The following is a 13755-nucleotide window of genomic DNA, read 5'->3' as shown; positions in this document are numbered from 1 at the left end:
GTCCGCGGCATGGATGCCGCGGCCAAGCCCCCACGGACGGGTTTACGGCGTCCCCCGCGAACCCGACCGTCCCGGCCTCTGACAGGTTCCGGCGGCGTCCCGCCACGGAATCAACGGAAGAAGGCAAAAGCAAAGGCAAACGCGGGTCGCTGCGCTCGGTGGATCCACGCCATGCGTGGATGGCGGGGACCACGGTAGTGCCGGCCGCTGGCCGGCACCTCCGTAACGTTTGCTCTGGGCCTACGCCCAGGCCTTCGGCCGTGCCAGCAGCCACGCCACGCTCAGCGCCAGCAGCAGCAACGGCAGCCATCCCAACTGGTTCGGGCCGCCCGCCTGCAGCAGCACACCCCCTGCAACGCCTCCGGCGGCGATGGCGAGGTTCCAGCCGGTCACCAGCATCGACTGCGCCAGATCCGCGGCGGCACCCGCACGCCGTGCCAATGCGGTCTGGAACAACGTAGGCACCGCACCGAAGGCCACGCCCCACAGGATCGTGGCCAGCAGCAGCGCGGTCGCGTCGCCCGGCCACAGCAGCAGCGCCAGCACCGGCACGATGAAGCCGATCACCGCCGCCCACACCAGCGTGCGCAGATGACGGTCCACGCCCCAGCCGGCAATGCCGATGCCGGCGATGGCGGCCACGCCAAAGGCCAGCAGCAGGCGGTCCAGCCACGGGCCGGCGCCGGCCTCCACCGCCAGCGGTTCGATGTAGGTGTAGAGCACGTTGTGCGCCAGCACGTACAGCACCATCACCAGCAGTGCACTGCGCACGCCCGGCATGCGCCACACCGTGCCCAGCGGTATGCGCCGGCCAGCACCGGCGGCGGGCAAGGCCGGCAGTGCCCAACGCGCATACGCCAGCAGCCCCACGCCCAGCACGCTCATCAGCGCGAACGCCCAACGCCAGCCGATCTGCTGGCCCAGCAAGGTGCCCGCCGGTACGCCCAGTGACAGCGCCAACGGCGATCCGACCATCGCCACCGCGATTGCCCTGCCCTGCAGCGACGGCACCACCATGCGCGCGGCGTAACCGGCCACCAGCGACCACAGCAGGCCACCACTCACGCCGGCCAGGAAACGCGCGGCCAGGATCAGCGGATAGCTGCTGCTCAGTGCGGTCAGCGTGTTGACCAGCACGAAGCCGGCAATCGCAGCGAGCAGCAAGGGGCGTCGCGGCAGGCGCTGGGTCAGTGCGGTCATCGGCAAGGCGGCCATCACCGAGCCCAGTGCGTACACGCTGACCAGCTGGCCGACCGCCGCATCACTCACGCCGAGGCTGTCGCCCATCGGCCGCAGTACACCGGCCGGCAGGGTCTCGGTCAGCAGAGTGATGAAGCCGCCACCGGCCAACGCCAGCAGGCCGGCCCATGGCAGGCGCGTGGCTTCACCGGCGGGGCTGGCTGCATCGATGGCATGGCCGCTCATCCCACGGTCCCCATATCGGTATACACCGCATCGCGCAGTTGATCGACGAAGGCACCGTCCATGCCTTCGTAAAGGGTGTTGGTCAGCGCCACCACGCTCAGCCCACGCACAGGATCGACAAACCAGCTGTGCCCGTAGGCACCGCCCCAACGCCATGTACCTGCGTTCTGCGGCGTGCCGCTTGCGGCCGCATCGCGCAGCACCGCAAAGCCCAGGCCGAAGCCCCAGCCGGCCGGTTCCGGCGGTCCCTGCTCGCCGACCTGCGGGCTGGCCATCTCCGCTGCCAGTGCGGACGGCAGGAGGCCTGAACGCTGCACATCAAGCAAGGCTTCCAGCACCGCCATCACGTCATCGGCGGTACCGACCAGGCCGGCCCCGGCCGAGGGGAAACGGCTGGCATCGGTGGCGCGCGCGAGGCTGTATTCGATGCCGACCGTACCCTCGAACGGAGCGACCACCTCGCCTTCCTGCAGGCGATGCGGCTGCGGCGCGTCGCTTACATAGGGCGTGGCCAGGCGTGCCGCGTTGCGCGCAGCAAAGGCGGTGTCGCGCAGGCCCAGCGGTGCGGCCAGCAAGCGCTCGTACAGTGCCTGCAGCGTTTCACCCGTCGCTGCTTCGGCAACGGCACCGGCAACGTCCACGCCCAGCGAGTAGAGCCATTGGCTGCCCGGTGCGAACAGCAGTGGCGCCTGCGCGATGCGGCGCACGTTGTCGGCCAGGGAGAGCGGGTTCGCGTCCAGGCCATCGCTGACCCCAGCGCGCGCATACGGGCCGTCGGCATCGGCTTCGAGGAAGCGATAGCCCAGCCCGCTACTGTGGCTGAGCAGTTGGCGCAGGCTGATCGGCGGCGTGCTGCCGTCGGCCAGTGCCGGGCGGAAGTCCGGCAGCCAGCGCTGCACCGGCATATCGAGGTCGAGCACGCCGTCTGCTACCAGGCGCAGGATCACCGTGGTCAGCAGCGGCTTGCTGACCGATGCCAGCCGGAACAACTGGTCGCGCTGCATCGGCGTGGCCGTCTCGCGATCGGCCAGCCCGGTCGCGCTGGCGTGGCGCAGCACACCGTGCTCGCGCACCAGCACCACCGCACCGACCAGGCGCTGCGGGTGCACCTGCTGCAGCAGCCGCTGCACCGATGGCAGTGTCGGCGTGGGTTCAAGGGAAGGAGCGGCATTCATCGCGGGAATCCGTGGGGGAGAGGCCCGCCACGTTAGGCAGCACGGCGCAGCGCAAAAAGCCGGTTGCCGCTCCGGGCATCATGGACCGTGCAGTCCGCAATCGGCATGATGGCCGGAACTGCAAGGCCGCAACGGTCCCAACGCCACCCCGCACCACAGTGTTGCGATGGCGGAGCCGTCCACTACGGCCGCGCCGACCTACCCTGCCGCTTTCATCGCCCACACGCCCATGTCAGTCCTGGACAACCTCGCCAACCTGCAGACCTTCGTGCACGCGGCCGATACCCGCAGCTTCGTCGAGACCGGGCGCCTGCAGGGCATCTCGGCCTCGGCCGCTGGCAAATGCGTTGCCCGCCTGGAGCATGCGCTGGGCGTGCGCCTGTTCCACCGCAGCACGCGCAGCATCACCCTCACCGCCGAGGGCCAGCTGTTCCTGGCGCGCTGCCGGCGCATCCTCGACGAGCGCGATGCCGCACGCACCGAGCTGGCACAGCCGCACGCCACGCCTCGCGGCACGCTGCGCATCGGCCTGCCGTTGGTGGGCGACCTGACCCTGCCGCTGATGGCCGAGTTCATGGCGGCCTATCCCGATATCCGCCTCGACCTCGATTTCAGCGATCGGCTGGTCGACGTCATCGAGGAAGGATTCGATGCCGTGCTGCGCGTCGGCGAGCCCAGCGACTCACGCATGAACGCACGACGCCTGGGTGTGTTTCCACGCCGCATCGTCGCCTCACCCGCCTACCTGCAGCGGCGCGGCACGCCGCGCACACCGGCCGATCTGATGCAGCACACGCTGCTGCACTATCGCTTCCCCAGTACCGGCAAGCTGGAACTGTGGCCGATCCACTGGCCCGACCATGAAACACCGCAGGAGCTGCCGGTGCACATGGTGGCCAACACCATCGAAGCGCGCGTGGCATTGGCCCTGCGTGACATCGGCCTGGCCTTCGTGCCCGTGCACTCGGTGCGCGATGCACTGGCCGACGGCCGGCTGGTCACCGTTCTGGACGAGCACGTGCACTCCTGCGGCATCTTCCACCTGCTGTGGCCCTCCGGCCGCCACGTGCTTCCGAAGCTGCGGGTGTTCATCGACTTCGTCAGCGCGCGCCTGGAAACCGTGCCGTAGGAGATCGATCCACCCCATGCCCGGCCCACAGTAGTTCCACGCCATGCGTGGATGCCTTTGTAGAGTCGCGCCATCAAACCATTCAGCCAGCCCCGCTATACTGGCCGCTCATTCCTCCCAGAGGCTCGCGACCAATGCGCCATTGATGCCGCCGTCTTCCCACCAGACGGCCTGACTCTTCCCGCCCCTGCGCGCAGGGGAGAACCCGGCATCCATGGAGGTCGCATGACCCCGCATTCCCTCACGCTCGATCGCGTGTCGTATCGATTGGCCGACGGCCGCCCGCTGTTTTCCGATCTGACGTTTTCCTTCGAACCAGTCGCCACCGGCCTGGTCGGTGCCAATGGCGCCGGCAAGAGCGTGCTCGCACGCCTGCTGGTCGGACGGTTGCTGCCCGACACTGGCCAGGTGCGCGGCAGTGGCCGCGTGTTCCTGTTGCCGACGCCCGGCTATCCGCCCGCCGGCACGGTCGGTGAACTGGCCGGCGTCGGCGCGGAACTGGCTGCACTGCAACGCATCGAAGCCGGCAGCGTGGACGAGGCCGACTTCGCCTGCGTCGGCGACCGCTGGGATCTGCGCGAACGCCTGCAGCAGCAATGGCAGGCGCTTCGACTGCCCGACGATCTCGATCCCGCCCAGCCGGCCGCGCGCCTCAGTGGTGGCCAGGCCATGCAGGTCGCGCTGTCCGGTGCCTGGGCCAGCGGTGCCGATTGGCTGATCCTGGACGAACCCAGCAACCACCTCGATGCACGCCATCGCCAACAGCTGTACGAGCAGTTGCAGCAGTGGCGCGGTGGCCTGCTGGTGATCAGTCATGATCGCGAGCTGCTGGCGCACATGCAGCAGATCGTCGAACTCGATGGGCGCGGGCTGCATCGTTACGGCGGACCGTGGCAGCACTATGCCGATGCGCGCGCCGCCGAGCGCGAAGCTGCCGCCGCCCAGCTCGATCATGCGCGCGCCCAGCACCGCCAGCAGCAACGCAGCGCGCGCGAACAGCACGAACGGCAACAACAACGCCAGGCGCGTGGCAACCGCGATGCGAAGCAGGCCAACCAGGCCCCGATCCTGCTCGGCCGGCAGAAGCAGCGCGCCGAGGCCAGCCACGGCCGCGCACAACAGGTGCAGGCCGAACGCCTGCAGGCCAGCGCAGAGCATCTGCGCGCAGCGGCATCGGCGGTGCACGCGGCGCCGGAACTGGCACTGTTCGCCGGTGCGGGTGACCGTGGCAGCATGCGCCTGCTACAGGCCGAGGCGCTGGTGCTGCCACATGGCTGCAGTGCACCGTTGCAGCTGGAGATCCGCCGCGGCCAGCGCATCGCCGTGGTCGGTGACAACGGCAGCGGCAAATCGACCCTGCTGCGTGTGCTGGCCGGCCAGCTGCCTGCACGCAGTGGCGCCGTGCAACGGCATGCGCCACTGGCCCTGCTCGACCAGCAGCTGCTGGGGCTGTCCGGCGAGCGCAGCATCCTCGACACCGTGCAGGCCGCCAACCCGGGCGCGGACCCAGGCGAGCTGCGCACGCGGCTGGCCCTGCTCGGGCTGGATGCACAGCGCATTCAGCGGGCAGCCCACAGCCTCAGCGATGGCGAACGCGTGAAAGGTGCGCTGGCCAGCGTGCTGTACGCCGATCCCGCGCCCCAGCTGTTGCTGTTGGACGAACCCGGCAATGCGCTGGATCTGAGCGCATTGCAGGCATTGGAGGAACTGCTTGCGGCGTGGCCGGGCGCGCTGGTGATGGTGAGCCACGACCGGCACCTGCTGCAGGCATTGCGACCGACGCAGGTGTTGCAGGTCACCGCCAACCACTGGCAATGGCGCGACAGTCCGTAGAGTCAAGCCATGCTCGACTCCGCCATGCATCCATCCACGCATGACGTATCGACCAGGGGTAGTGCCGGCCGCTGGCCGGCAACCCATGGATCCTCAATGCACCGTCAACGCTTCCACACCGGGAACGCCTGCGGCAACTGCTGCCACAGCAATGGCCCCGCACGCAGCTCCTGGTCGTTGAGCAGGCACGCATCCAACTCCGCACGCACCGCGCGCTCATCCATGTGCACGCCAATCACCACCAGTTCCTGGCGACGGTCGCCCCACAAGGGATGCCACAGCCGTTGCATCGCCGCGTGCGCGGCCGAATCCGGGAATTCTTCCGGCCCCGGCGGCGGCGCGCTCCAGCAGTCGGCCTGCTGCCGCGCCCATCCCAGGTCGCTGTAAGGCAGCGGTGTCGGCGGCAACAGCGGTGTGGTGTCCTCGATGCCTGCACGCACGCGATCGCGCGCGGCGTACCAGAAGCCCGCCGCCTGCGTCCGCGTCGCGGCACCCACGGTGTTCAGCTCACCCACCCAGTCCATGCGGTTGGCCAGCCAGAACCAGCCTTTGCTGCGGATCACGCCGGGCATGCCGGACTGCAGCGCGCGGGCGAAGCGCGCCGGGTGGAACGGACGTCGCGAGCGGTAGACGAAGCTGCCGATGCCGTACTCCTCGGTTTCCGGTGTGTGCTCGCCCCGCAGTTCCTTCACCCAGCCCGGCGCACGTTGCGCACGCTCCATGTCGAAGCGACCGGTATCCAGCAGCTCGGCCAGCGGCACATCGCCGAAGCTGGACAGCAGCAGCTTCGCGTCGCGGTTCAGGCCACGCAGCACGGCCAGCGTGTCCTGCAACACTTCGTCATCCACCTGGTCCACCTTGCTGACCACGATCACGTCGGCGAACTCGACCTGCTCGCATAGCAGGTCAACCACGCCGCGATCATCCTCCGGGCCGGCCTGTTGGCCGCGCTCGGCCAGTCGCGACGTCGAGCCGAAGTCGGCAAGGAACGCGCTGCCGTCGACCACCGTCACCATCGTGTCCAGCCGCGCGATATCACTCAGGCTGAAGCCATGTTCGTCGCGCACCGCGAAGGTGGCCGCCACCGGCATCGGCTCGCCGATGCCCGTGGATTCGATCAGCAGATAGTCATAGCGACCGGCATCGGCCAGGCGCCGCACTTCCTGCAGCAGGTCGTCGCGCAGCGTGCAGCAGATGCAGCCGTTGCTGAATTCCACCAGCGTCTCTTCGGTGCGGCGCAGCTCGGCGCCACCTTCGCGCACCAGCTGCGCATCGATGTTGACCTCGCTCATGTCGTTGACGATGACCGCCACGCGCAGGCCCTCGCGGTTGCGCAGGATCTGGTTGAGCAGGGTGGTCTTGCCGGCCCCCAGGAAGCCGGACAGCACGGTGACCGGCAGGCGACGGTCGGTGCGGGAAACAGTGTTCATGTCGGAGCGGGTTGGCTGCGGAACGGAAATGTTACTGTATAACAATTGTTGCGCAAGAAACCTCCCCCGATGAAGTCGCCTTCTGCCGCCCTGCTTGATGCCGGCGCGGTCGCCCTGTCCAGCCTGTGCCTGCTGCATTGCCTGGCGCTGCCCCTGCTGGCCGCCGCGCTTCCCCTGTTCGGCACCTGGGCCGAGGCGGAATGGGTGCACCTGCTGTTCGTGGCCATCGCCCTGCCACTGACCGGCTACGCGCTATGGCGCGCCGAGCGCCGTCACCCGCTGCCGGTGCTGGCCTGGGCCGCCGCTGGCGTCGGTCTGGGCCTGTTGCTGGCCGGCGCGCTTGCGCTGCCCTCACATGACTGGGAAACGCCGATGACGGTCACCGGCAGCCTGCTGCTGGCCGCAACGCATATCTGGAACGCGCGGCACCGGCACGCGGGGTAGAGTCGACTGTTAGTCGACTGCTCTTCGCTCGGGCTGCATAGAACCCCGCGCTTCGCGCGATAGTCGACTAACAGTCGACTCTACCGCCCCCCGGCCTATTTGCCGTAGCGGCGCAGCAGCTCCACCAGCACTTCGGCCTCGTCCGCCCGCTGCTGCGGGTCATCGGCACCCACCACGTGTTCCTGCAGGTGCTCGTGCAGCAGCTCCATCAGCAGGCTGTGGGCGGCGCCGCGCACGGCGGCAACCTGCACCAGCACGTCCGCACAGTCGCCGGCTTCACCCTCGGGCTGGTCCAGCGCCTGCTCCAACGCCGCCACCTGGCCCGCCATGCGGCGCACCCGGGTCAGCAGCTGCTTTCGATTCCTGTGTACATGCGCCATGGCCGGATCATATACCCTATGGGGGTATCCACTCCAGCTCCCGCCACCATGCACTTGGACGCCCTCGCCGCCGCCCGTCGCCACGAACACCGCTTCGACGACGGCAACCCGCTGGCCGAACGCAATACCCGCCGCGCCCTGTGGCTGACCGTCGGCATGATGCTGGTGGAGATCGTCGGCGGCTGGTGGTTCAACTCCATGGCCGTGCTCGCCGACGGCTGGCACATGAGTTCGCACGCGCTGGCGCTGGGCCTGGCGGTGTTCGCCTACCGCTGCGCGCGCCGCTACGCGCACGACCCGCGCTTCGCCTTCGGCACCTGGAAGATCGAGATCCTGGCCGGCTACACCAGCGCCATCGCCCTGCTCGGCGTCGCCGCGCTGATGGCCGTGCAGTCACTGCAGCGGCTGTGGGTACCGGCGCCGATCCACTACAACGAAGCCATCGCCATCGCTGCGGTCGGCCTGGGCGTGAACCTGCTCTGCGCATGGTGGCTGCACGACAGCCCGGGCCACGCGCATCACCACCACGGGCATGACCATGGCGATCATCACGGGCATGACCACCAACACCACGATCACGGCCATGCGCACGGTCACGACCTCAATCTGCGCTCGGCCTACGTGCACGTGCTGGCCGACGCCGCCACCTCGGTGCTGGCCATCGTCGCCCTGCTCGGCGGCAAGCTGCTGGGCCTGACCTGGCTGGATCCGGTGATGGGCCTGGTCGGCGCCGTGCTGGTCACGGTGTGGGCGATCGGCCTGCTGCGCGACAGCGGCCGCATCCTGCTCGACGCGCAGATGGACGCACCGGTGGTGGCCGAAGTTCGCGAAGTGATCGAACAGGGCCCCTGGCCGGCGCGCCTGGCCGACCTGCACGTCTGGCAGGTCGGTCGCGGCAAGTACGCGGTCAGCGCCAGCGTGGTTACCAGCGACGCCCGCCTGGATGCGGATACCGTGCGCAACGCACTGGCGATCCATGAAGAGCTGGTGCATGTCACCGTGGAGATCCACCGCAGCGCGTGATCCACGCCGGGTAGTGCCGGCCGCTGGCCGGCAACCTCATGAGCTTCGGACCCAAACTGCAGTTGCCGGCCAGCGGCCGGCACTACCCTAGAGCTTCAACATCATCCGCAGCAGGTACATCAGCAGCGGCAGCGCGCTCAGCACCGCACCACCGATGCCGATCCACGGCCAGCGCTCGCCGCGCACGCGCGAGGCCACCGCCAGGCCGCAGCCCACCAGTGCCGCGCCCAGCACGCCCACGCCCAATCCCGCAGCCATGCCATTGCCGCCTGCGGCCACCGCCGCCTGCGCCGCCAATGTGCCGGCTCCCCAACCCACAGCGATCCCCAGCCAACTGGCCATGCCGCACCACGGTGCCTTGCCCTGCGCCATCCGAAAACCCCTTTGTTCTTGCCGAATTTCTGTACGGACCACGCCCGTGTGCTGCCTACACTAGCCGCACCTGCCCCGTCGGGACATCCCATGCGCATGCTCCGCCTGCTGCTGCCCGGTGCTCTCCTGCTGCTCACCGCCTGCGGTGGTAATGCCGGGCTTCCTTTCAGCGCCGACCCGTTGCAGGGCTGCTTCGCCACCGGCGCGCGCAAACCGGCCGACTTCCGCATCGACAGGGAAGGCGGCCAGTACTTTGTCTCCTTCAGCCGCGGCGACCAGTGGCAGCGCGAGCCGAATGCCCTGCACAAGGCCACCCGCAGCGAGATCAGCCGCTACTTCCGCGATGACGCCGAGCAGATCGACAGCGCGTTGATCCGCATGGCGGGCGGCTTCGGCATCTTCCATTTCAACAAGGACGCGACGTTGAAGGGCAAGGCCAGTGATAGTGACTACATGGCGTTGATGCTGATCGGTGCTGGGCCGGTGTATGCGGTGAAGTGCCCGTAAGGCGCAATGATTCTGATGGCGGCTCAGGGCACTATGGGCGCATCCTGTCTTCTTTGAGGAGCGATGCCAATGCTGCTGTTTCTGCTGCTTGCGGTAAGCGCGCCGAAGACCCAGGGGGCCTATGACGAAGTCCGGCAGCTGCCCGATGGCCGGACCCTCATCATGCGCACCCTGGACTGGGATCTCGGTGATGGTCGCCGCGAGCGCGTTACCGTGCATTGGCTGCTGCAGGAAGACGGCAGCCTGCGCTACGACTTTGATCGGCAGCCACCGGAAACCCAGGACGTCCATCGTCGGTCGTGCGCGCTGCAGGACATGCAGCCCTCGCGTGGCGTCAACATGATTTCAGGACAAGGAACCACGCACGGCTTCAGCTGCACCAGCCAGCGGTAGCGCCGAGCCCGCGCTCGGCTCCTCCCGTCTACATCCACGCATGGCGTGGATCTACTGCAGCAGCCACACGTGGCCCCGGCAACAGCTGCGGTACCATGCCCTCCCCCGAACCGCCCCGGTACCCGCCGTGCCCCATTACACCGGCCCCCTGCTGACCCGCGACAGCGCCGATACCCTGCGCCGTGCCCATGACAAGGGCGCCGCCGACTGGCAGGGCTCGCTCGACCTCGGCCGCAGCGAGGACAGCGTGGTGCTGGATGCCGACGGCTTCCACTTCCGTGGCCAGCCCTACCCGTGGCCGGGCAAGCTGAAGGACCGCACGCTGTACTACTGGGACGGCGAGGACTTCGCCCCGATTTCGCGCTACAGCGGTTCGCTGATCAAGCTGGTGCCGACCGAATGGGGCGCACCGACCTTCGAGATCGACGGCATCAAGATGCTGCCGACCTCCAAGCTGTCACCGTTCGAGGACGCGCGCCGCAAGGTCGAGCTGGTCGCCCCGGCCGGCAAGGTCATCCTCGATACCTGCGGTGGCCTGGGCTACTTCGCCGCCTGCGCGCTGGAGGCCGGCGTCGGCCAGATCCGCTCGTTCGAGAAGAACGCCGATGTGATGTGGCTGCGCACGCTCAACCCGTGGTCGCCGGACCCGGAATCGGCTGCGGCCGGTGGCCGGCTGCAGTTCAGCCACGGCGATGTCTCGCAGCAGATCGAACAGGTGGCCAGCAACAGCGTCGACGCGATCCTGCACGACCCGCCGCGCTTCGGCATCGCCGGCGAACTGTACTCGCTGGTGTTCTACGACCACCTCGCCCGCGTCATCCGAAAGGGCGGGCGCCTGTTCCACTACACCGGCGCGCCGAACAAGCTGACCAGCGGCCGCGACGTGCCGCGTGAAGTGGCCAAGCGCCTGGAAAAGGCGGGGTTCAAGGCCGAACTGGCGCTTGACGGCGTGCTGGCCGTCAAGCGCTGAGCCTCATTCCGAGTCCACCTTCGCCAGCTTCATCACCCACTTCGGCACTTCCGGTTCACCGGCGTAGAAGTCCTTCGGTTTCTTCTCCGCCATTGCCCAGCGGTGCAGCCAGCTCGGGCCGTAGCGACCGCTGTAGCCTTCGGCGCCCCGCGCATAGCCCGGGTCACGCATCGCTTCGTCCAGCGAAATGAAGCGATAGCCGCGGCGCTTCGTCGCCGCCACCAGTTCGGCAAACGTGGCTGCATTGAGTTCATTCGCGTGCATCAGCCAGACCTGCGGCAGCGCGTAGCCCAGCAGCGCCTGCGACTGCTTCTCGTAGTAGTCCAGCTTGTTCAGCATGTACGGCACATAGCCCTTGCGCAGCTGCGCCAGCGTCGCCTCGCGCGCCGGGGAATCCGGCTGCTCGTTCATCACGTTGGCATAGGCGAACGCCCACACCCACTCGCCGTTGTCGACCGTCACCGGTGCCACGCGGTAGCCATGCTGCTTGAAGAACACGTCCATCTGCGCTCGTTCTTCCGGCGTGCGCCCGGCACGCAGATAGGGGTGACGCATCCACTGAGGCTTGAGCCCGCGCTCGGCCAGCAACGGCCGCAGCACCGCCTCGCCACGCAGGAAATCCTGCTGGAACGCAGGCACGCCCTTGGCGTTCAGGTCCATGTGCGAGTAGGTGTGGTTGCCCAGCACATAACCGGCGTCCAGCCAGTCGCGCAGCATCTGCATCCGCGCCGGCTGCACCTGCCCGTCGATCTCAAGCTTGTTCTCGTTGACGAAGCCAACTACCGGCACACCCGCCTGGTGCAGCTGCGCCATCAGCGCTTCGTGCCGCGCCTGAAGATCCGGCGGAACGATCTCGTCCACCCGCGCCCAGGGCAGGTCGTCGATGGTCACCGCGATCCGGCGATCCACTTCAGCGGCGTGTACCGCCAACGAGCAGAGCAGTAGCGGTACAGCACGCAGCAACCAACGCATCAGCACATCCTTGCAGGAGCGAAGCGCAGACTGTAGCGCGATTGCGGGCGCGTGGTCGGTCACACACCCCTCAGGGGCTGGGCGACTGCACCTGACGTTCGCGCACGATCGCCCGCCACAGCATGAATCCTGCAGCCATTGCCACCAGCATCAACGCGACCAGCACCAGGGCAAGGTCATCGGGATTGCGCAGCAGCGGCGCATGCTCATGGGTGAGGATCTCGAACACCACCTGCTGCGCCTGTGCCAGCGGCAGCCGGCCCTGCTCGCCCAGTTCAACCAAGCATGCGGCCGGAGACAGCTTGGCCACGCTGGTCCATGCCATGTCGTACAGATGCAATGCCCTGAGCGCCAGCGCCAGGATCGCGGCGTGCAGGGCCATCACCCCCCAGTTGGCGCGTCGCAGGCGTTCGGACAGACGCCCCAGACGGTAGACGCTGATCGACATCGCGCCCAGCAACGCCAGTACCACGCCTGCCATCGGAATCCACTGCAACGGTTGCCATGGTGCAAGCGCAGCGGACCGCGCCAGCAGCTGTTCTGCAACCTGCATGCGCGCGACAGGATCAGGCCCACCGCATGCGTCATCCACCGGCTCCAGCAGCAATCCCACGCGGTAGTGGAAGAAGCCGGCTGCAAGGGCTACCGCCAGCAGCGCCACGACCTGCAGTGCCAGCAGAATCGGGCCAGGACCACAGATACGACAGAAGCGGGCAGCAGCAGAGACCATCGGTTCATCCGTGACAACAAAGGACCATCCTAACCAAGCGCCCTGTGCTTGTCGGCTGGCGGATACGACAACCGCCGCGTGGTCCCGGTAGGATGTGGATGAGCATGGATGGTCGCATGTAGAGGTGTTGTGGATGGTCACGCTGTATCTGTGGGTGCGAACGCTGCTTCCGCTGCTGGCGTTCGTGATCGCGTGGATGCTGCTGTCGCGCCTGATCAAGGCCCGCGTGGCGCGCCTTCCACGGGTGCCCTTGAACCTGCCCGAGCACAGCAGCAGCCCGCGCAGGAAGGACCGGCGCATCTACGCGCGCAAGCTGCGGCGCAGACCGGGCCTGCGCACCGCAACGCGCCCGGCCACCGCGCCGCGCAGCTGGAACCTCGCGGCGGTGTTCGTTTCGTTCTCTGCGTTGATTGCCGCCGTGCTGGTCATGCCGGATGGCGCGCGCTTCCAGGTGCTGGTCGAGAGCCTTACGGGCTACCCGGCCACGATTGCTGAAGTACATGTTCCCGCTGCCGGGCAGCCCCTCGTGCTGCAGGCGTGGCAGCCCGCACTGGCGCAGCTGTCACGGCCGGTAACAATGCGCTACCCGATCGGGCGCACCGGCGGCCAGCATGACGCGTACGCCACGCTGCCGGTACAGGTGAGGCATCAGAGTGATCGGCTGCAGGTGGCTACGGCCGCGCCGGTGGATTCCGAGCTGTTGCGTGCAGAGCTTGCGCGCTTGGCGGGGCTGCCGACGGAGGCAATCACTGTCCGCCAGAGCGAGATCTCACCGTGGCTGGAACCCGGCTGGACGCCGCTGGACGGCATATAGATGCCGGACCAGGCCAGGCTGCTGTTGCAGTAGATCCACGCCATGCGTGGATGGGCACCGTGCGGGGTCGAACACGGCTCGACTCTACAGATCAGGATCCGCGCGGCAGCTTCGCGGCCCACATGTTGTCCACCAGATTCGGATAACGCCGCCCATTC

Annotated in this window: 15 protein-coding genes; 8 read left to right on the top strand and 7 right to left on the bottom strand. The window is 68.0% G+C overall.

Features of this window, described 5'->3' with window-relative positions; all coding sequences use genetic code 11:
• Positions 1-240: 240 nt before the first annotated feature.
• A complete protein-coding gene (locus O0K41_RS14255) occupies positions 241-1425 on the bottom strand; it encodes an MFS transporter (RefSeq protein WP_088435669.1) in 1185 nt (394 codons plus the stop codon).
• Positions 1422-2600 carry a serine hydrolase domain-containing protein gene (locus O0K41_RS14250; RefSeq protein ID WP_164222357.1) on the bottom strand — a complete coding sequence of 393 codons (1179 nt, stop codon included), beginning with the start codon at positions 2598-2600 and terminating at the stop codon, positions 1422-1424. The genes O0K41_RS14255 and O0K41_RS14250 overlap by 4 nt, the downstream gene beginning before the upstream one ends.
• Before the next feature lie 229 nt (positions 2601-2829).
• Here O0K41_RS14250 and O0K41_RS14245 point away from each other — a divergent pair, with 229 nt between their 5' ends.
• A complete protein-coding gene (locus tag O0K41_RS14245) occupies positions 2830-3729 on the top strand; it encodes a LysR family transcriptional regulator (protein ID WP_005407877.1) in 900 nt (299 codons plus the stop codon).
• 225 nt (positions 3730-3954) lie between these two features.
• Positions 3955-5562: an ATP-binding cassette domain-containing protein gene (locus O0K41_RS14240; RefSeq protein ID WP_049448803.1), complete on the top strand. Its 1608-nt coding sequence runs from the start codon at positions 3955-3957 to the stop codon at positions 5560-5562.
• 104 nt (positions 5563-5666) lie between these two features.
• Here O0K41_RS14240 and O0K41_RS14235 read toward each other — a convergent pair whose 3' ends face one another.
• Positions 5667-6992, bottom strand: coding sequence for a GTP-binding protein (locus O0K41_RS14235; protein ID WP_164222361.1), 1326 nt, complete (start codon positions 6990-6992; stop codon positions 5667-5669).
• 69 nt (positions 6993-7061) lie between these two features.
• Between O0K41_RS14235 and O0K41_RS14230 the strand changes: the two genes are divergently transcribed.
• Positions 7062-7436, top strand: coding sequence for a MerC domain-containing protein (locus O0K41_RS14230; protein ID WP_049448807.1), 375 nt, complete (start codon positions 7062-7064; stop codon positions 7434-7436).
• Between the two features lie 95 nt (positions 7437-7531).
• Here O0K41_RS14230 and O0K41_RS14225 read toward each other — a convergent pair whose 3' ends face one another.
• Complete coding sequence (locus tag O0K41_RS14225) at positions 7532-7816, bottom strand: metal-sensing transcriptional repressor (RefSeq protein WP_049448809.1); 285 nt, start codon at positions 7814-7816, stop codon at positions 7532-7534.
• Positions 7817-7864: 48 nt separating this feature from the next.
• Here O0K41_RS14225 and dmeF point away from each other — a divergent pair, with 48 nt between their 5' ends.
• Positions 7865-8839, top strand: coding sequence for a CDF family Co(II)/Ni(II) efflux transporter DmeF (gene dmeF, locus O0K41_RS14220; protein WP_164222362.1), 975 nt, complete (start codon positions 7865-7867; stop codon positions 8837-8839).
• Between the two features lie 87 nt (positions 8840-8926).
• Here the strand turns inward: dmeF and O0K41_RS14215 are convergent, their stop codons facing one another.
• Entirely contained in the window at positions 8927-9211 is a 285-nt protein-coding gene (locus O0K41_RS14215) for a hypothetical protein (protein ID WP_012478993.1), read from the bottom strand.
• A 90-nt stretch (positions 9212-9301) separates the two neighbouring features.
• Here O0K41_RS14215 and O0K41_RS14210 point away from each other — a divergent pair, with 90 nt between their 5' ends.
• The 3 genes from O0K41_RS14210 (at position 9302) to O0K41_RS14200 (ending at position 11081) form a co-directional block, all read left to right on the top strand.
• Complete coding sequence (locus tag O0K41_RS14210) at positions 9302-9718, top strand: hypothetical protein (RefSeq protein ID WP_088435674.1); 417 nt, start codon at positions 9302-9304, stop codon at positions 9716-9718.
• A 69-nt stretch (positions 9719-9787) separates the two neighbouring features.
• Positions 9788-10111, top strand: coding sequence for a hypothetical protein (locus O0K41_RS14205; RefSeq protein ID WP_164222364.1), 324 nt, complete (start codon positions 9788-9790; stop codon positions 10109-10111).
• A gap of 127 nt (positions 10112-10238) precedes the next feature.
• Positions 10239-11081, top strand: a complete 843-nt coding sequence (locus tag O0K41_RS14200) for an MnmC family methyltransferase (RefSeq protein ID WP_164222366.1) — start codon at positions 10239-10241, stop codon at positions 11079-11081.
• A gap of 3 nt (positions 11082-11084) precedes the next feature.
• On the opposite strand, the gene O0K41_RS14195 is transcribed toward O0K41_RS14200, so the two are convergent.
• On the bottom strand, positions 11085-12053 hold the full coding sequence (locus O0K41_RS14195) for a polysaccharide deacetylase family protein (RefSeq protein WP_076739370.1): 969 nt from the start codon (positions 12051-12053) through the stop codon (positions 11085-11087).
• 70 nt (positions 12054-12123) lie between these two features.
• Positions 12124-12783, bottom strand: coding sequence for a hypothetical protein (locus tag O0K41_RS14190; protein WP_043033956.1), 660 nt, complete (start codon positions 12781-12783; stop codon positions 12124-12126).
• Between the two features lie 133 nt (positions 12784-12916).
• Between O0K41_RS14190 and O0K41_RS14185 the strand changes: the two genes are divergently transcribed.
• Positions 12917-13597, top strand: a complete 681-nt coding sequence (locus O0K41_RS14185; protein ID WP_164222367.1) for a hypothetical protein — start codon at positions 12917-12919, stop codon at positions 13595-13597.
• Positions 13598-13755: the final 158 nt, after the last annotated feature.

This window comes from Stenotrophomonas sp. Sm2128, from assembly GCF_030985535.1.
In the GTDB taxonomy this organism is placed as follows: Bacteria; Pseudomonadota; Gammaproteobacteria; order Xanthomonadales; family Xanthomonadaceae; genus Stenotrophomonas; species Stenotrophomonas maltophilia.
This window is presented reverse-complemented; position numbering and strand designations above follow the sequence as displayed.